Origin of the sequence: Iamia sp. SCSIO 61187 (assembly GCF_019443745.1) — a bacterium.
Taxonomy (GTDB): domain Bacteria; phylum Actinomycetota; class Acidimicrobiia; order Acidimicrobiales; family Iamiaceae; genus Iamia.
Genome location: NZ_CP050948.1, coordinates 3,022,476 through 3,040,000, shown reverse-complemented (window position 1 = coordinate 3,040,000; position 17,525 = coordinate 3,022,476). Strand labels below are relative to the sequence as shown.

General features: G+C 75.6%; 14 protein-coding genes. 6 read left to right on the top strand and 8 right to left on the bottom strand.

Translation table 11 applies throughout. The annotated features are described in order from the left end of the window. Positions 1–6: 6 nt before the first annotated feature. The 4 genes from HC251_RS14405 (at position 7) to HC251_RS14390 (ending at position 4,443) form a co-directional block, all read left to right on the top strand. Complete coding sequence (locus tag HC251_RS14405) at positions 7–480, top strand: pyridoxamine 5'-phosphate oxidase family protein (protein WP_219941297.1); 474 nt, start codon at positions 7–9, stop codon at positions 478–480. Positions 481–609: 129 nt separating this feature from the next. Then, positions 610–3,003: a transglycosylase domain-containing protein gene (locus HC251_RS14400; RefSeq protein ID WP_219941296.1), complete on the top strand. Its 2,394-nt coding sequence runs from the start codon at positions 610–612 to the stop codon at positions 3,001–3,003. 183 nt (positions 3,004–3,186) lie between these two features. Then, on the top strand, positions 3,187–3,651 hold the full coding sequence (locus HC251_RS14395) for a C40 family peptidase (RefSeq protein WP_219941295.1): 465 nt from the start codon (positions 3,187–3,189) through the stop codon (positions 3,649–3,651). Between the two features lie 51 nt (positions 3,652–3,702). Further along, the gene (locus HC251_RS14390; RefSeq protein WP_219941294.1) at positions 3,703–4,443 is read left to right on the top strand and encodes a VIT family protein; all 741 of its coding nucleotides are present in this window, start codon (positions 3,703–3,705) and stop codon (positions 4,441–4,443) included. Positions 4,444–4,459: 16 nt separating this feature from the next. Here the strand turns inward: HC251_RS14390 and HC251_RS14385 are convergent, their stop codons facing one another. Both HC251_RS14385 and HC251_RS14380 read right to left on the bottom strand, forming a co-directional pair. Beyond that, entirely contained in the window at positions 4,460–4,840 is a 381-nt protein-coding gene (locus tag HC251_RS14385; protein WP_219941293.1) for a DUF4267 domain-containing protein, read from the bottom strand. A gap of 149 nt (positions 4,841–4,989) precedes the next feature. Further along, a complete protein-coding gene (locus tag HC251_RS14380) occupies positions 4,990–6,300 on the bottom strand; it encodes a hypothetical protein (protein WP_219941292.1) in 1,311 nt (436 codons plus the stop codon). 191 nt (positions 6,301–6,491) lie between these two features. Here HC251_RS14380 and HC251_RS14375 point away from each other — a divergent pair, with 191 nt between their 5' ends. After that, complete coding sequence (locus tag HC251_RS14375; protein WP_219941291.1) at positions 6,492–6,956, top strand: DUF983 domain-containing protein; 465 nt, start codon at positions 6,492–6,494, stop codon at positions 6,954–6,956. 87 nt (positions 6,957–7,043) lie between these two features. Next, entirely contained in the window at positions 7,044–8,831 is a 1,788-nt protein-coding gene (locus HC251_RS14370; RefSeq protein ID WP_219941290.1) for a serine/threonine-protein kinase, read from the top strand. A gap of 73 nt (positions 8,832–8,904) precedes the next feature. Here the strand turns inward: HC251_RS14370 and HC251_RS14365 are convergent, their stop codons facing one another. Genes HC251_RS14365 through HC251_RS14340 form a run of 6 tightly spaced genes read right to left on the bottom strand, consistent with a single transcriptional unit; the run spans position 8,905 to position 17,475 of the window. Next, positions 8,905–10,968 carry a prolyl oligopeptidase family protein gene (locus HC251_RS14365; protein WP_370651300.1) on the bottom strand — a complete coding sequence of 688 codons (2,064 nt, stop codon included), beginning with the start codon at positions 10,966–10,968 and terminating at the stop codon, positions 8,905–8,907. Continuing rightward, positions 10,965–11,753 carry a PspA/IM30 family protein gene (locus tag HC251_RS14360; RefSeq protein ID WP_219941288.1) on the bottom strand — a complete coding sequence of 263 codons (789 nt, stop codon included), beginning with the start codon at positions 11,751–11,753 and terminating at the stop codon, positions 10,965–10,967. The genes HC251_RS14365 and HC251_RS14360 overlap by 4 nt, the downstream gene beginning before the upstream one ends. Positions 11,754–11,807: 54 nt before the next feature. Then, complete coding sequence (gene murJ / locus HC251_RS14355) at positions 11,808–13,826, bottom strand: murein biosynthesis integral membrane protein MurJ (RefSeq protein WP_219941287.1); 2,019 nt, start codon at positions 13,824–13,826, stop codon at positions 11,808–11,810. 4 nt (positions 13,827–13,830) lie between these two features. Further along, on the bottom strand, positions 13,831–14,634 hold the full coding sequence (locus HC251_RS14350; protein WP_219941286.1) for a hypothetical protein: 804 nt from the start codon (positions 14,632–14,634) through the stop codon (positions 13,831–13,833). A gap of 1 nt (position 14,635) precedes the next feature. Continuing rightward, positions 14,636–16,483, bottom strand: a complete 1,848-nt coding sequence (locus tag HC251_RS14345; RefSeq protein ID WP_219941285.1) for an extracellular solute-binding protein — start codon at positions 16,481–16,483, stop codon at positions 14,636–14,638. Then, a complete protein-coding gene (locus HC251_RS14340) occupies positions 16,483–17,475 on the bottom strand; it encodes a hypothetical protein (protein ID WP_219941284.1) in 993 nt (330 codons plus the stop codon). Before HC251_RS14340 ends, HC251_RS14345 begins: the two co-directional genes overlap by 1 nt. Positions 17,476–17,525: the final 50 nt, after the last annotated feature.

The window sequence follows — 17,525 nt, the reverse complement described above, 5'->3', positions numbered from 1 at the left end:
GGACCCATGAAGGCGGATCGCAACGGCCTGGACATCCTCGAGCGGCCCGAGTGCCTCGAGCTCCTGGGGCAGTGCACCCTCGGGCGCGTCGCCATCTCGGTGGGCGCCCTGCCGACCATCCTGCCGATCAACTTCCGGCTGATCGACGGCCACGTCGTGTTCCGCACCGGCGTCGGGTCGAAGCTCGACGCCGCCACCCGCGGGGCGGTCATCGCCTTCGAGGTCGACGACTTCGACGCCGTCGACCACACCGGGTGGAGCGTGGTCGTCACCGGCATCGCCCAGGAGAGCCCCGCCAGCGAGTGGGCCGGGCCGATCATGTCGAGCGCCATCCCCCGCTGGGCCCCGGCGGGGGCGTCGCGGATCCTCTTCCTCCCGACCGACATCGTCTCCGGCCGGCGCATCACCCGCGAGCGGGCCGTCCCGGCGCCCGCCCCCGCCCCCGCCTCGGCGACGGCCACGGCGGGCGCCCGGGCCTGAGCGGCCCCGCCGGGGGCCGGGGCGCGCCCGGCCCGGGGTCCTGCGGCGCTCGGCCGCTCTGCGTGGTTGACCGACCGGGCGGGTGGGCAGGGCCGGTCCGCCCTGCACCCTGCGGGCAGGAGCCCGGCTGTGACCTCATCCGACACCCCCGCCGAGACGCCGGCGGCCCCCGACCGGCCGGCCGACGCCGCCCCGGGGAGCCGCTGGGACCGGTTCCGCCGGACCCGGACCTGGCGCTGGGGGCGGTGGCCGCTCGCCGCCGGGGGCGTGGTCGGCGTGCTGGGGATCCTGGCCCTGGCCTGGCTGTACGCCACCGTCGAGCTCCCGGCCGAGCCCCCCCAGATCCGGTCGTCGGTCATCCTCGACGCCAACGGCGAGGAGCTCGCCGTCCTCCAGCGCGACGGGTACCGCATCGAGGTCGAGCTGGACGAGGTGTCACCGGTCGTCGTCGACGCCCTCATCGCCGCCGAGGACCGCGACTTCCGGTCCCACAACGGGATCGACCCCCTCGGGATCGCCCGCGCCGTCACCAACAACGTCGGGGGCGGCGACACGCAGGGCGCGTCGACGCTGACCCAGCAGCTGGTCAAGAACAGCTACCTGACCTCGGAGCGGACCTACACCAGGAAGGTCCGCGAGGCCGTGCTGGCCATCAAGCTCGACCGCCGGGAGGACAAGGACGAGATCCTCGAGCGCTACCTGAACACGGTCTACTTCGGGCGGGGGGCGTACGGCATCGAGGCCGCAGCCAACGTCTACTTCGACGTGAGCGCAGCCGAGCTCGACCTGCCCCAGGCGGCCCTGCTGGTCGGCCTGCTGCGGGCGCCCGAGTCGGCCGACCCGACCACCGACCCCGAGACGGCGACCGCCCGCCGGGACTCGGTCATCGAGGACCTGGTCGAGGTGGGCGACATCACCCGCGACGAGGCCGACGCGGCCCGGGCGGCCGACCTCGGCGCCATCCCCCAGGACTCGGTGGCCACCCTGACCGCCGGCGTCGGTCCCCACGTCGTCGAGTGGATCCGGGCCCAGGCGGTGGAGATGTTCGGGCCCGAGGCGGTCTACGGCGCCGGGCTGACGATCCACACCACCATCGACATCGAGGACCAGCGCGCCGCGGAGGAGGCCATCGCCGCGGTCCTGACCGCGCCGGAGGACCCCCAGGCGGCGCTGGTCGCCATCGACGAGGGGGGCCAGATCCGCGCCCACGTGGGCGGCCGGGACTTCGCCGCCCTCCAGGTCGACCTGGCGCGGGGCGTCGAGGGCGGCGGCTCCGGGCGCCAGCCGGGATCGACGTTCAAGCCCGTCGTCCTCGCTGCGGCCCTGGAGGACGGCACGGCGACGCTTGGCTCGACCTACCCGGCGCCCGGGTCGCTGGTCCTGGACGCCGGTGGTGAGCCCTGGGAGGTCAGCAACTACGGGGGCACCGAGTTCGGGGTGACCGACCTCTACGACGCGACCACCGAGTCGATCAACACCGTCTACGCCCAGCTCGTCCTCGAGGTCGGGCCCGAGCGAGCGGCCGAGGTCGCCGACGCCCTGGGCCTCCCGGACCAGCAGCCGGACCCGGCCCTCGTCCTCGGCACCGGCGAGGTGTCGGTCGTCGCCCTGGCCGAGGCCTACTCCACGCTGGCTCGGGAGGGCGAGCGGATCGCCCCGTACCTGATCGAGCGGGTCGAGGACGGCGAGGGCTCGACGGTCTTCGAGGCCGGCGCCCCCGACGTGGCGCGCGTCCTCCAGGAGGGCCCGGCCCGAGCGGTCACCCACGCCCTGCGGGGGGTCATCGACGGGGGGACCGGGACCGGGGCCCGCCTCGACCGGCCGGCGGCGGGCAAGACCGGGACCACCCAGGACAACGGCGACGCCTGGTTCGCGGGCTACACGCCGACCTACACCGCCGTGGTCTGGATGGGGTACCCCGAGGGGGCGCAGCGGCCCATGGACGACGTGCGGGGCGAGGCCGTGACCGGTGGCTCGCTGCCGGCCGACATCTGGAAGGCGTTCATGGATCGCGCCCTCGCCGACGTCGAGCCGACCGACTTCGCCGAGCCTCCGGCCGAGCTGCTCGAGCCCCCCGACGAGGAGGAGGCCACCTTGACGGTGAGCCCCACCCGCGGGCCCGTCGGCACCGAGATCACCGTCGAGGGCTCGGGGTTCGACCAGTGCCTGGTGGGGTGGTCAGCCACCTTCGAGCCCGGTGGGGTGGCGTCACCGGTCGAGGAGGGCAGCACGGCGTCGGACCGGTCGACGACGCTCGTGGTGCCCGACGGCCTCGGTGCCGGCACCGCCGCCGTCACGGCCCAGTGCGACCGGGGCGCCGGACCCGAGACCGTGGCCGAGGCGACCTTCGAGATCGAGGGCCCGGAGACCACCACGACCACCACGACGACCACGACCACCACCACGGCGCCGACGACGACCACCGAGGCGGGTCCCACCACGACGGCACCGACCGGGTCGACGACGACCACGACCACCACCCCGCCCGGCGGGCCCCCCGGTGGAGGTGGCCCCGGCGGGTGAGCGGAGGGGGTCATCGGGCACACCCGGGACCCCGGTGCTCGCCAACCGGCGATCGTGGCCGATGGTGTCGGGAGGTGACGGCGCCGGGCGGGGCCGCGCACCCCTGCACGCCTCCTCCCCGGTCGTTGGCGACGACCCCGTGGCTCCCCGTCGCGGCCCCCTTCCCGACGACCGGACCACCACGTGCTCACCTCTCGCTCCACCCGGCTCCTCCTGCCGGCGCTGGTCGCCGTCCTGCTCGCCGCGGCGGCGTGCACCCCGCAGTCCCCGCGGACCGTCGCCGTGGCCCGGGCCGAGGCCCAGATCGGTGTGCCCTACGTCTACGGCGGCGCATCGCCAGCCGGGTTCGACTGCTCCGGCCTGACGTCGTGGGCCTGGGGCCAGGCCGGCGTGCGGATCCCCCGCACGGCGGCCGAGCAGTACCGAGCGACCCGGCGCATCTCCCGGTCGCAGCTCCAGCTGGGTGACCTGGTGTTCTGGGGCAGCGGCGGTCGCGTCACCCACGTGGCCATGTACGTCGGCGGCGGCCGCATCGTCCAGGCTCGCAAGCCCGGCACCCGCGTCGAGCACCAGAGCGTCGACTGGTGGCCCGCCGCCCGCATGGGCTACGGCCAGGTGGCGGTCCCCGCCCCACCCCCCGCCGGTTGATCCGGTCAGACTGGTCCGGTCCCCGGTGAGCCGGGCCCGTACGCTCGGCCCATGAGCGACGCACCGTGGGCCCGGGTCCCCCGGAGCGCCCGGCACCGGCGCGAGCCCCACCGGGGTTCGGTGGCGGCCCGGCTGGGCTGGCTGCGGGCCGGCGTGATGGGCGCCAACGACGGGATCGTGTCGACCGCCGGCCTGGTGGTGGGCGTCGCCGCCGCGACCACGAGCGCCAGCGCCATCGCCACCGCCGGCAGCGCCGGGCTGGTGGCCGGGGCCGTGTCGATGGCGCTCGGCGAGTACGTGTCCGTCAGCAGCCAGCGCGACACCGAGGAGGCCCTGGTGCGCCAGGAGGCCGACGAGCTGGCCCGGCTGCCGGAGCTCGAGCGGCGTGAGCTGATCGGCATGCTCGAGGCGCGCGGGCTGAGCGAGGCGACCTCGGCCCGGGCGGCCGACGAGCTGACGGCCCACGACGCCCTGGCCACGCACCTGGAGCTCGAGCTGGGCCTCGACCAGGACCAGCTGGCGGATCCGTGGGCGGCGGCGGGCTCCTCGGCGCTCTCGTTCACCGTGGGCGCCGCCCTGCCGCTCGTCGCGATCCTCGTGCCGCCGGCCTCGGTGCGCATCCCCGTCGCCGTCATCGCCGTGCTCCTGGCCCTCGCCGGCACCGGCGTCCTGAGCGCCCGGCTGGGGGGCGCGGCGGTGGGCCGGGCGGTGGTGCGCCTGGTGGGCGGGGGAGCGGCGGCCCTGGCCGTCACCTACGCCATCGGCGAGGCGCTGGGCACCGCGGTCGGGTAGCGCTCCGGGTCCGGTGTCAGCGGCGACGGGCGCGCCAGGCTCCCAGCACGCCGATGGCCACGCCGGCGGCGGCGCCGTAGACCCCCACCGTCCGCGACCGCTCCGAGAGCCTCTCGTGGTTGGCCAGCCCCCCGACCAGGTCCGCCAGGTCGGCGCCGGCGCTGGCCAGGAACCAGCCCGGCACCGTGCCCGAGCCGGTCCAGCCGGCGCGGAGGAGCATCCCGCCCACCAGGGCGTCCCGGTAGCCCATCGAGCGCAGCAGCAGCGCGGCGGTGGGGTCGTCGGTCCGCTCGTCGGCCCAGAGCCGGTTGGCCGCCTCGGGGGCGATGAGGAACGAGGCCCCGGAGGCCAGGCGGATGGCCCCGGCGCCGATGGCGAGGAGGTCGGGCGTGGTCATGGTCGCGAGTGTGGTGCATCCCGGGAGCGACCGTCGGGGAGGGCCCGTGCGGCGGGTGCCGGCAGCACGAAGGCCCGCCCCCTCCCAAGTGGGGGACGGGCCTCGGCCCGGCCGACCGTCCCCTCCCGAGCGGGGGACGGGCGTGCGGATCAGGCGACGACGGGGGCGGTGCCGCCGGCGACGGGGAGGAAGGTGAGGCGGGGGTGGTACTCGCCGGCGAACTTGGCCGAGTCGCTGAGGACGTAGATGCCCTCGGGGGTCGGCACGACCCGGAAGGCCCGCAGCCCCCGATCCCGACCCGGGTTCCAGGTCAGGGCCCGCCCCGTGGCCGGGTCGAGGGCGGCGATGCCCTGGCGGGGGAGGGCTCCGGGACCGGCGAAGTCCCTTCCGTCGGTGTTGTTGGCCCAGCGCTGGTGCCCGGCCACGTAGACGGCGGCACCGGTGACGGCGACCGACGTGAGGCTGTCGCCGCCGGTGTAGTTGCGCCAGGTGGTGGTGGCCGGTCCCTCGACGCCGGTCTCCCAGCGGGCGGCCGAGTCGCACAGCCGGGTGGGGCCGCCGGCGGCGCCGGTGGTCACGATCACGAAGTAGCTGCCGTCGGGGGAGACGTCGACGTCGTAGACGTAGGTGTCGTAGCTCGAGGAGCACAGGCCGTACCGGTAGAGGTCCGTGGTCCACCCGTTGACCGTGGCCCCGCCGGTGGCGGTGAGGTCGAGCACGGCGGCGTTCTGGCGGACGACGGCACCGGCCTTGGTGAAGTTGCCGATCACGACCAGCTTGCGGCCGTCGGGGGTCGCGTCGAACCGCATGACCCGGGTGGCGCCCTTGGCGGCGGCGGTGAAGGCGACGTCGGTCGCGTTGGCCTTGCCGGTGGTGGGGTCGAGGACGGCGAAGTTGGTGCGGACCAGGTTGCGGACCCGGGTGAAGGTGCCCCCCACGTACAGCCGGCCGTTGGCCAGGTGGATGTCGTAGACCATGCCGTTGACGGTGGGGGCGAAGGTGGTGACGATCGCCCCGGTCGCGGGGTCCATCTTGACGAGGTAGGAGGCGCCGGCGACCCCGCCGACGTTCTTGAACTGGCCGGCGACGTAGACCATGCCGTCGGGGGCGGGGAGCAGGGCGGTCACCTTGCCGCTCAGCTGCGGGGCGAAGGCGGGGTCGACGACCCCGGTGGCCTTGCTGTAGGCGAACAGGTGCGTCCGGGTGAGCACCTCGGGCCGGCTCCAGCGCTTGACCTTGCTGAACGACCCGCCGACGAGGACCCGGGAGCCGAGGTCGAGGACGGCCTCGGTCTGGCCGTCGAGCACGTGGGGCGTGGTGTCGACCGGGTCGCTGCTCACCACCACCGGGTGGGCCACACCGGCCGGGGCCGCCCCCGCCGGCGGGGCGCCGACGCCGGTCAGGCCCAGGGCGAGGGCACCGGCCAGGGCGGTGGCGAGGATCTTGGGGATCGTCTTCATCGTGTCTCCTGCGTGGCCGGTCTTGGGCTCCGACCACTTTCTGTGAGGAACTATCACACATGGTCACGGAGCGTGTCCAGCAGAATCTCACCAAGGGTGGGCGACGGCGCGCTCAGGGCGACGGAGCGTCATCGGGCAGGCCGGACTCGTCGGGGCGGTGCCCGGCGCGGTGGAATGGGGAGCGACCGCCCATGCCCGTGCACATCTCGCCCTCCGACGCCAGCCGGCCCGACGCCGACTGGGCCCTGATGCTCCGGCGGGGCCTGATCCGGCGGTGCCCCCGGTGCGGCGGCGGCAACCTGTTCCGGACCTGGTGGTCGATCAAGGAGCGCTGCCCCCGCTGCGGGGTGCGCTTCGTGCGCGAGGAGGGCTACTTCACCGGCGTCTACCTCGTGAACTTCGGCGTCGTGCTCGCCGTGCTGTTCGTCATGATCATGGGCGTCGCCGTCTGGCTGGGCAGCAACCCGGGCGCCTCGGCCGTGCCGTTCCTCGTCGTCGGCACGGTCGTCGCCATCGCCGTGCCGGTGCTCTTCTACCCCTTCGCCCGCACCATCTGGGCCGCCCTCGACCTGGCCATGGCGCCCATGGAGCTGGACGAGATCCTCGACGCGACCGAGGCCGAGGACGACGACGACGGGGACGCCGGCGCCGGGTGAGGCCCCGGCGCACGGCGCCGAGGACGGGGATGCCCACCCCCGTCGGCCGCCCTGTCGTCGGCCCCGCCCGGGCCGTAGCCTCCGACGGTGGCCCCCGTCATCGGTGACGACACCGTGCGTGGCCGGCACCGGGCCCCGGAACCGGACCCTCCCGTGACACCGGCGGGCGAGCCCGCGCCGCTGCCCCCGGGCGCCGAGCTCGGCGGCGGGCGCTACCGGCTGGGCGGGGTCCTGGGGCGGGGCGGCTTCGGCATCACCTACGCCGCCACGGACCTGCGGCTCCAGCGACCGGTGGCGGTCAAGGAGCTCGTCCCCGAGGGCGCCGCCCGCGAGGGCAGACGGGTCGTGGTGCCCGACGGCGCCGGCCCGAGCTTCGCGCGGGCGCGCGACCGCTTCCTGCGCGAGGCGACGACGCTGGCCCGCTTCGGCCACCCCGGCATCGTCCGCATCTTCGCCGTGCTGGAGGAGAACGCCACCGCCTACCTGGTGCTCGAGCGCATCGAGGGACGGACGCTGGCGGCCGAGCTGCGGGAGCGGCGGGGACCGTTCACCGAGCCCGAGGCCCTCGACGTGGCCGCCCAGGCCGCCGAGGCCCTGGCCGCGGTCCACGGCGCCGGTGTGCTGCACCGGGACGTCAGCCCCGCCAACCTCGTCCGCACGCCCGACGGGCGGATCGTGCTCATCGACTTCGGGCTGGCCCGGGCCTTCGTCGAGGACCGCACGACGATGATGACCCGCATCGTCACCCCCGGGTACGCCCCGCCCGAGCAGCACGCCGGGAACGGACGGTTCTCGGCCCGGGCCGACGTCTACGCCCTGGCGGCCACGCTCTACCGGCTGCTGACGGGCACGGTCCCGCCGGTCGCGGCCGAGCGCGTCGGCGGCGACGGTCTCGTCCCGCTGTGGCGGATCAACCCCACCGTGTCCCACCGCACCAGCGACGCCATCGGCGACGCCCTGGCGCTCGACCCGGCCGACCGGCCGGCGTCGGTGGCCGACCTCCTCGACCGGTTGGGCGCCCGGGCACCGGCGGGGCGGGCGGGGGAGGGGTACGGTCCGGCGGTGGATGCGGTCGGGTCGCCCGAGGAGGCGGGAGCCGAGGGCGACGACGGGCTCGCGCCCGACCTGGCCACCGAGGTGGTGCCCCCCGCCGCCGTCGTCTTCGCCCCGGTGGTCCCCTCCCCGCGCTCGGCCCTCGCCGGCGCCGGCGCGGGACCCGACGACGCCGGGCACGCCGGCTCGTGGGTCGTGCCCGCCCCCGTCGTCGACGAGGGGGCCGAGCGGGCCCGCCGTCGGCGGTCGCGCCCCGCCGCCCCACCCGCCGCCGGGGCCCGGCTCGACCTCGTCGACGGCACGGCGCCGGTCGGTCGGCGCTGGATCACCCTGCCCCTGGGGGTGGCGGCGGTGGCGCTGGCGAGCGCCCAACCGGCGACCCTGATCGCCGTGCTGGGCATCGGGATGGCCCCGGTGCTGGCCACGGTGGGGGACCGACAGGTCCAGCCCGGCCGGAGCCCCGCCTGGTGGCCGGTGTGGTGGCTCCGCAACGTCGCCCTCGGGGTCGTCCGCACCCTCGGCGCCCTCTGCGTGCTGGCCATCGGCCTGTGCCTGTGGTTCGGGGCCGACGCCTTCGAGGCCCTCGCCCCGGCGGGGCCGTGGATCCTGCGCACCACGGGCGTCGTGGCCGCCACCTTGCTGGTCGTCTCCATCGCCCGGGGCGGGCCCGGGTTCCGCAGCCACGTCGCCCTCGACGCCGTCGCCCGGGCCCTCGTGCCGCGGGGACGCCCGACCTTCGCCAGTGGCGTGCTGCTCCTGGTGTGCCTGGCCGTGGCCGCCGCCGGCCTGGCCTTCGAGCCCGAGGCCTGGCCCCTCCGGTAGCCGGCGCCGGGCCATCGTCTGGTCGGTCCCACCCACCGTCGCGGTGCAGGGGATCGACACGGCCGGATCGGGATCAGCCGATCACGGCGTGGAGGAAGCCGAGCACGTCGGCGCCCTCTTCGGCCCGGCGCGACGACGGCTTGCCCTGCCCGTGGCCCGCCCCCCGCTCGACGCGGAGCAGGACGGGGGCCCCGTCGGGTGACGCCTGCTGGAGACGGGCCGCCATCTTGCGGGCGTGGAGCGGGTCGACGCGGGAGTCCTCGGCGCCGGTGGTGATCAGCACCGCCGGGTACCGGGTGCCGTCGGTGACGTTGTGGTACGGCGAGTACGACAGGAGCCAGGCCAGGTCGGCGGGCTCGTCGGGGTCGCCGTACTCCGGCACCCACAGCCGGGCGATCCGGAACCGGGGGTACCGCACCATGTCGCAGAGCGGGACGGCCGAGTGGACGGCGGCGCACAGGTCGGGCCGGCGGGTCAGGGCCGCGGTGACCAGGAGCCCGCCGTTGCTGCCGCCCCGGATCGCCAGGTGCTCGCGAGAGGTGCGGCCCTCGGCCACCAACCAGTCGGCTGCGGCCTCGAAGTCGGCGAAGACCTGCGGCTTGCGGGCCCGCTGCCCGGCCCGGTGCCAGGCCTCGCCCTCCTCGGCGCCTCCCCGGATGGCGGCGACCGCCCACACCCCGCCGCTCTCGGCGTGGGCCACGGCGTCGGCGGAGTAGGCGGGGCTCATGGTGATGCCGAAGCCCCCGTAGCCGCTGAGGATCGTGGGGGTCGCGGCCGTGGGCGGGACGTCGGCCCGGCGGAGGCAGAAGAGGGTGACCTCGGCGCCGTCGGTCGAGGGGTAGCGGAGGCGGTCGACGGCGAAGGTGGCGGGGTCGATGGCCTCCTGGGCCGTGCCCCACGGGGCGAGGCCCCCGGCACCCGTCCACCGCAGCAGCGTGGGCGGGACGGCGAAGGACGTGAACCCGACCACGGCCTCGTCCCGGTCCCGGCTCCCGGAGAGGGCCACCAGCGAGCCCTCGGTGGGGAGGGCGACGGTCTCGACCGGCGGGGGGCCGGCGGGGACGGTGTCGGGGCGGGGGAGGCGCGCGAGCTCGGCGACGGCGGACCGGGAGCGGGCCACCAGCAGCGACGCCGACGTGACGGCCAGCCCCTCGACCACGGCGTCGGACGCGGGCAGGAGGTCGACCCACGCGTCGGGCTCGGGCCGGTCGAGGGGTGCGGCGATGACCCGGCCGGTCGGGGCGTCGAGGGTCGTGGTCCCGACCAGCAGGTCGCCGGCCACCCGCAGGTCGGTCAGGGCGTCGACGCCGGCGACGACCGTCCGCCACGCCCCGGTCGTGCGGTCGCACAGGTGGACGTCGGTGCGGTCCCACCCGAGCGAGGCGTGGACCAGCAGCCAGCGGTCGTCGGGCGACAGCCGCACCTCGGCCCACGCCGTCGGGTCGGGCAGGTCGCCCCACACCACCGGGTCGTCGGCCGGGTCGGCGCCGAGGTCGTGCTCGAAGACGGTGCGGTGGTAGCCGGCCTCGCCCTCGGGGACGGTCGCCGGGTCCGGGTACCGGGTGTAGACGAACCCCGACCCGTCGGCCCGCCACGCCACCGAGGCGGCGCGGGTGCGGGTGATGGCGTCGGGGAGCCACGCCCCGTCGGCGGTGGCGACGACCCGCAGCGTCGACAGCTCGTCGCCGCCGGTCGAGGTCCCCACGGCGACGAGGGCCCCGTCGGGGGAGGGCTGGAACCAATCGATGGCCGCGGTGTCGTCGTCCTCGACGGCGCGGGGGTCGACGATCTCGCGCCGGTCCGAGCCGTCACGGGCCGAGGCCACGAGCGTGGCCTGGTCGCGCCCGTCGGCCCGCTCGAGGGTGACCACGACGTCGCCGGCCAGGGCGGCGCCGAGCACGACGGGGACGTCGAGCAGCTGGCGGAGCCGCTCGCGGAGGGCGTCCCGCCCGGGCAGGGCCGACAGCACCGTCCGGGTCCGGGCCGACTGGGCGTCGTCCCAGGCCCGGACGATCGGGTCGTCGCCGTCCTCCAGGGCGCGGAACGGGTCGACGACGCGGTGCCCGAGCAGCACCTCGACCGGCCCGTTGGCCGGCGTGGGCGGTGGGGCCGGGACGGGCGGGAAGACGGGGCTCAGGTGCCGGGCTGGGGCTCGGCGCGGGGCGCCGGCTTGGCCAGGTCGGGGGTGGCGGTGGCCGCCGGACCGAGGCCGAGCTCGGCCTTGAGCTGCGAGAGCCGGGCCTGGGCCTGGGTGTTCTGGGTGGCCTGCTCGACCTCGAGCATGCGGCCCTCGACCGACTGGCCCTGCAGCTCGGACATGCCCTTGGCCTGGGCGTGGCGGGCCTCGATCTTGTCCCGGATCTCGTTGAACGTCGGCACGTCCTCGCCGACGGTGGCCGACAGCGAGGCCATCGCCGAGTTCATCTGCTCCTGCATCTTGGCCTGCTCGAGCTGGCTCATGAGCTTCTGCTGCTCGGAGAGCTTGCGCTGGAGGAGCATGCCGTTCTGCGACACCGCCGCCTTGGCCTGGTCCGAGGCCTGGGCGCCGGCGAGGGCCATGGCCTTGAGCTCCTCGACCTCAGCCTCGGTGGTGATGAGCTGGTTGGCGATGGTCTCGGCCGCGCTGGTGTACTGCTCGGCCTTCGCCGTGTCGCCGGCCTTGCTGGCCTCCTCGGCCATGATGATCGCCTGGCGGGCGTTGGCGTTCAGCTTCTCGAGCTGCTCCATGGCCCGGTTGAGCCGGCTCTCGGCGAGCTTCTGCTGGGCGATCACGTTGGCGGCCTGCTCGGTGAGGACCCGGTGGTTGCGCTGGGCCTCGTCGATGGCCTGCTGCAGCTGGATCTTGGGGTCGGCCTTCTCGTTGAACTTCTGGTTCGCCCCGGCGGTCATGTACTTCCAGAACCGACGCATCAGCTTGAGCATGGGGCGAGTGTACCGACGCCCAGGCCCCGGGCCGGAGCGGGACGGCGGGGACCGTCAGCGGCCGAGCCGGGCCAGGGGTCCCGGGAGCCGGCGGGCCAACCCGGCGTCCCGCACGACCCCGAGGGCCAGGGCGGCGAGGGCGTAGGCGACCGCGCCCACGCCCACGCCCACCAGCAGCGACGGGGCGAGGAGCCCGTCGTCGACCTCGGTCAGGCCGACGACGACGCCGGCGACGACGGCCGCCATCACGGCCGCCGCCAGCAGGCAGCGCACCAGGGTGGCCACGAAGCCGCGGATGTCGAAGCCGGGCGGCAGCCGTCGGAGGAGCACGACGATGGCCAGGGCGGCGGCGCTGACGTAGGCGATCGAGTAGCCCACCGTGAGCCCGGTCAGGAGCGGGAGCGGGATGATCAGCACGACGGCGGCCACCACGTTGACCACGTTCTCGACGGCGTTGATCCAGAACGGCCGCCGGGTGTCCTGGGTCGCGTAGAAGGCCCGCAGGACGAACAGGTACACCGAGAAGCCGAGGAGGCCGGGGGCGAACCCCGCCAGGGCCCGGGCCACCGGCACCGCCTCGGCGAAGCGGCCGTCGGGCCCGAAGGCGGCGGTGTCGGGTCCGAGGGTCGCCACCAGCAGCGAGAGGGTGAGGTAGCCGACGGCGGCCGGCACCATGACCGCAACCAGCAGGCGGAGGCCCTGGAGGAGGCGGGCGTGGAACGTGGACCAGGCCTTCTGCACGAAGGCCCGGGCCAGGTCGGGCTGGAACGTCGTCATGAGCGACACGGCGAGGAGGCCGTGGGGGAGCTGGAAGAAGATGAAGCCCACCTGGTACGTGGTGAACGTGCCGGTGTCGGCGTTGGCCAGCACGACGACGGTCTGGGCGGCCACCTGGTTGGCGACGACGTAGCCGAGGGTCCACCCCGACAGCCCTCCGGCGGCGCGCACGGCGGGGTGGCGGAGCGACGGTCGGAAGCGGATGCGCACCCCCGCCCGCCTCAGGGCCGGGAGGAGCGACAGGGCCATGGCGGCGATGCCGCTCGTCGTGCCCAGCCCGAGGAGGAGCATCAGGCCCATGTCGTCGTCGGCCCGGCCGATCGTCGGGCTGCCGTCGCCCATCCGCGCCGCGACCACCAGGACCGCCACGACGATCACGTTGTTCAGCACCGGCGCCCAGGCGGCGGCGAAGAACCGGCGGCGGGCGTTGAGCAGGGCGGACCCGAGGGCCATCATCCCGTAGAAGAAGACCTGGGGGACGAACAGCACGCTGAGGGTGATGCCGACTCGGAGGTACTCGGCCCGGTCGACGTCGGCGTCGAGGTTGCGGGCGTAGAGCCAGAGCAGGGCCGGCGCCACCACGAACGCCACCAGCGTGAGGCCGATCAGGGCGACGATCGTCGTCGAGACCACGGCGCTGGTGGCCGCCTCGTCGTCCTCCTCCAGGTGCTGGGTGAACAGCGGCACGAGGGTTGCGGTGAGGATCCCGCCCAGGATCAGCTCGTAGACGATGTTCGGCGTGTTGTTGGCCTGGAGGTAGACGTCGCGCAGGCTCACCGCCAGGCCGTACACGGCGAGCAGCCGGGCCACGCCGGTGACGCGCGACAGGGCCGTGCCCGCCGCCACGACGAGGTTGTCCTTCAGCAGGCGGCGACCGCCCGACGGGCGCGAGGCGGTCGGCGGCGGCGTGGCCGCGCCGGCGGCGGGCGCCGGCGGCGCCGAGGGGACGGGAGGGCCCGACGCCGGAGGTGCGGCGGTCCCCGCCCGCGGGCTCCGCGGCGGGGGCGGTCCGATGCGGGGCGACGGGTGCGCCGGCGGGGGCGCGCTGGGTGCGGCGATGCGGACCGTCGGCGGGTCGAGCCGGTCGGGTGCCGGCTGCGGCGGCACCACCGGGGTGCGGGCCGGTCGGGGCGGCGGCTCGCCGATGGTGAACACCGGCGCCCCGCCGATGAGCCCGGTGGTCGACCCCTCGGCGGCGGCCGTCATCGACTCCTGCCGGGCCGCCTCGACCCGCGCCCCGAGGTCGGCGACGTCGTCGAGGACCTCGGACCAGTGGGGCCGCCGGTCGCCGCTCATGGCCTCACGCCGACGGGGCGGCGGCACCGCCGGCCGCGGCCGGACCCCCGGCGGTGCCCGCCTCGTCGAGGGCGACGCGGAGGGCCTCCATCTCCGAGACGATGCCCTCGACGTCGCCGCCGACGGCCGAGGCGTGGGCGGCCGGGCCCATCCCGGTCGACAGCTCGATCGCCCGCGTCACCGCCTCGTCGAGGCGCGCGTCGAGGAGGCGCAGCGTCGTCACGGCGTCGTCCGCCACGGCCTGCATCCGCTGGGCGCTGGCCAGCTGGGCCCGGACCGCCTCGGCCACCTGGGCGGCCCGCGGGTCCGGGTTGGCCGCCTCGACCCGCTCGGCCTCGGCCAGCTCGGCCTCGAGGGCGGGCACGTCGACGCGGGCCCGCGCCGCCATCAGGGTGTGACCCCGGCGGGCGGCCTGCCAGGTCTCCTGCACGCCGTCGTCGAGGCGGTCGCCGACCTCGGCCAGCCGGTCGCGGAGCGGGCCGGGGTCCATGGCCCGGATGGCCTCGTCGAAGCGGCGCCGGGCGGCCAGGGCGTCGGCGACGAAGCGCCGCCAGGGCTCCTGCACGGCGAAGGGGTCGATGCCGGCGGTGCCGGAGCGATCCCGGGGCACGGCGGCGAGCACGCGGGCGCCGTAGGCGACGGCACCGGCGACCACGCCGGCGACGATGCTGACCGGGAGCACCAGCGGTGCGGTGGCGACGATGCCGACCGCGGCGGCGCCACCCGCCAGGAGGATCGAGCTGGGCGCGGTGACGGCGCGGGCGACCGGTGGTGACCAGAACCGGTCGCGGAAGCGGCGGCGGGCCACGTCAGAAGTTGCTCACCACCGCCGCGAAGACGCGGTCGATGGTGGCCGGGTCGCTGGCGTCGTAGACGGTCGAGTTGCTGGCCTCGGCGATGCGCCGCAGCACGTCCTCGTCGGCCGACTCGCCGTAGACGATGGGGAAGATGCGGATCGGCTTGGCCAGCTCGCTGGAGGAGCTCTCCCGCAGGCTGGCGATGAGCTCGTCGAGCTGCTCCTCGTCGTCGCTCGAGTCGAGGTCCTCGTTGACGCCGTCGCTCAGGACGACCACGGCGTTGATGCGGAGCGGGTCGTAGTCCTCGACGGCCTCGTCGAAGGTGTCCTGGACCGTCTCGTAGAGGGGCGTGCCCTCGCGGGGGAGCTGGGCGTCGATCTCGCGCCGCAGCCGCTCCCGGTTCTGGGCGATGGGCTCGGGTGGGGCCAGGTCGACGTACGACGCGGTCCCGTCGCCGCCGAGGCCCGTCGTGAAGATGCGGAGCCCGACCTCGTCGTCATCCTTGAACTGGTCGAGGGCGGTGATGGCGGCCTGCTTGGCCAGGTCGAGCTTGCTCTCGGGCCCGTCCGGCGTGGCCGGATCGCCCATCGACCCCGACACGTCGAGGACGATCGTCACCCGGGCGCTCTTGCGCTGCTCGGCCCAGCGGTCGAGCAGCTCGACCATCACCTCGGGCGCGGGCGTCTCCAGCAGGGTGGCGGGCTGGCCGGGGTCGACGCCGAGGTCGGCGGAGATGGGGTCGGCCAGGGCCACGTCCGGGTTGCCCGGCCGGAACCCGAACTCGAGCACCTTCTCCTGGTTCTCGGGCGCCTTCACGAAGTCCTCGAACACGCCTGCGGCGAGGCGCTCCTCCTCGCTCACCCATTCGGCGTCGAGGACGATGAACGGGTTGTCCGAGTAGATCGTCCCCTCCTCGGGGTAGACGGCGACGAGGGGGATCCGCGGGGGCTGGGGCCGCTCGCCGGGGTCGAGGTTCCCGTCGGGGTTGCCCCGGTTGTAGTCGATCACCGACTTCTCCTCGACGGCGGCGGCGGACACGTAGGTCAGCGACGTGCCCCGCTCGTCGGTGCGGTACCAGTTGTTGAGGAAGGTGAGGGTGGTGTCGCCGTAGTGCACCACGGCGGACTCGACGGCCCGGGCGCTCTCCTCCACGGCGGGGGCGGCGAGGTCCTCGCCCGAGAGGCCCTCGGTCTTGCCGGCCGAGGCGTAGGCCTGGGCGATGAGGGCCGACAGGCCGGAGGTGGAGAAGTTGGGGTTGGTCTTGCCCAGCCGGAACGGCCCCCACTCGGGGTGCCCGAGAGCGGCCCAGCCCTGCGGGTCCTGGGACAGCCGGATGATGTCGGCCCACCCCACCGGCTCCTCGGGGTAGCCCAGGGCGTCGGCCATGGGCTCGGGCATGGCGATGACGAGGGGCGTCTGCATGAACGGGTCGGCCTCGCCCACGATCTCCGGCAGGCCCTCGGCCGCGCGGCGCTGGTTGACGATGGCCCCCCACGACGACGCCGCCGGCGACCACACCACGGGGCGGGGGCCCTCGGCGTCCTCGTCCCACTCGGTCGAGAGCAGGTCGGCGGCCAGACCCGACGCCTTGGTCTGGGGACGGGCGAAGGCGCACCGGCCGCCCTCGAGCTCGGCTGCGTCGGAGCCGTTGAACTCCCGGGCCAGCTCGGTCATCAGCGTCGCCTTCTCCGAGGACACGGCCAGGTCGACGACGACGCAGTCGCCCGGGTCGCCCAGGTCGACGGTGGCGCCGTCCTCGCGGACCGACGCGCTCGGCCCCTCGTCGTCGGAGCACGCGGTCGCGCCCACCAGCAGCGCGGCGATCGCCAGCCCGCCGACCACCCGCAGACGTGTCCTCATCAGCCCATCCTCTCCCGTAGTGCGTACACCAGATCGGCCGCCGGCAGCCCGGTCGAGGCGCTGGCCGCGCCCGTCCACCCGCCCTCGACGAGCGCCAGCAGGACAGTTTGGCCGCTGACGGCCTCCGACGAGGCTCGCACGGCGGCGTCCCCCTCGGGCCCGAGCCCGGCCAGGACGACCCCGACCGTGACCGGGGGGAAGAGCGAGGCCGTGCTCAGGCCGCGGTTGCCGCCCTGGACGGTGCTGGCCTGGCGCTCGGCCAGCCCCTCGACGGTCACCACGGCCGACGCCGAGCCAGGACGGAGCATGGCGTTGGCCTGGTCGGCCGCCGTGTCGCCAGCCGCGCTCGGGCTCTCGCTGATGAGGTCGTCGACCAGGTCCGCCTCCTCGGTGTCCCGGAAGGTGGTGATGTTCAGGTCGGTGCTCCCCACGAGGCCGGCGGACCCGGCCGCGGCCACGACGATCCCGAGCGAGCTGTCCAGGCCGGGCACGGCCACCTCGGGCCGCACCGGTTCGACCAGGCACGCCCAGGCGATCGGCTCAAGGCAGTCGAACGGCGAGCCGTCGAAGGTGAGGACGGCGAGGGGGGAGGAGGCGACGGGCGCCGGCTCCTCTCCGGTGATGGCGCCGAGGTCGGCCTCGGCTCGCACCGTGGCGAGCACGCCCGGCAGGGGATCGAGCGTCAGCCACAGATCGGCGTCCTCGGCAGCGGCGCCCCCGTCGGCCAGGACCTCACCGGCGGTGACCGTCCGGACCTCGGCGCCGGTCGCCTCGGCCACGGCGGTGCAGGCCTCCTCCCCGAGGTCGGCGTCGCAGAGGAGGCGGTAGGGCCCACCGTCGCCGTCATCGCCTCCGCCGGCGCCGGTCGTGGTGCCCGGTCCGTTCGTCGTGGGCTCGTCCTCGTCGGCCAAGGCACCCCGCAGGACGAACGCCCCGGCGACCAGGGCGACGGCCACGAGCACGGCGAGGAGGCGGGCCAGCCGGGGTGGCATGGCCGCACGGTAGTGGTCGCCCCTCCGCCGCCCGGCTCAACCCGCCAACC

Coding starts and splice junctions, on each gene's coding strand:
- HC251_RS14405 (WP_219941297.1), top strand. CDS start 7: ATGAAGGCGGATCGCAACGGCCTGGACATCCTCGAGCGGCCCGAGTGC.
- HC251_RS14390 (WP_219941294.1), top strand. CDS start 3,703: ATGAGCGACGCACCGTGGGCCCGGGTCCCCCGGAGCGCCCGGCACCGG.
- HC251_RS14385 (WP_219941293.1), bottom strand. CDS start 4,840: ATGACCACGCCCGACCTCCTCGCCATCGGCGCCGGGGCCATCCGCCTG.
- HC251_RS14380 (WP_219941292.1), bottom strand. CDS start 6,300: ATGAAGACGATCCCCAAGATCCTCGCCACCGCCCTGGCCGGTGCCCTC.
- HC251_RS14375 (WP_219941291.1), top strand. CDS start 6,492: ATGCCCGTGCACATCTCGCCCTCCGACGCCAGCCGGCCCGACGCCGAC.
- HC251_RS14360 (WP_219941288.1), bottom strand. CDS start 11,753: ATGCTCAAGCTGATGCGTCGGTTCTGGAAGTACATGACCGCCGGGGCG.
- murJ (WP_219941287.1), bottom strand. CDS start 13,826: ATGAGCGGCGACCGGCGGCCCCACTGGTCCGAGGTCCTCGACGACGTC.
- HC251_RS14345 (WP_219941285.1), bottom strand. CDS start 16,483: ATGAGGACACGTCTGCGGGTGGTCGGCGGGCTGGCGATCGCCGCGCTG.
- HC251_RS14340 (WP_219941284.1), bottom strand. CDS start 17,475: ATGCCACCCCGGCTGGCCCGCCTCCTCGCCGTGCTCGTGGCCGTCGCC.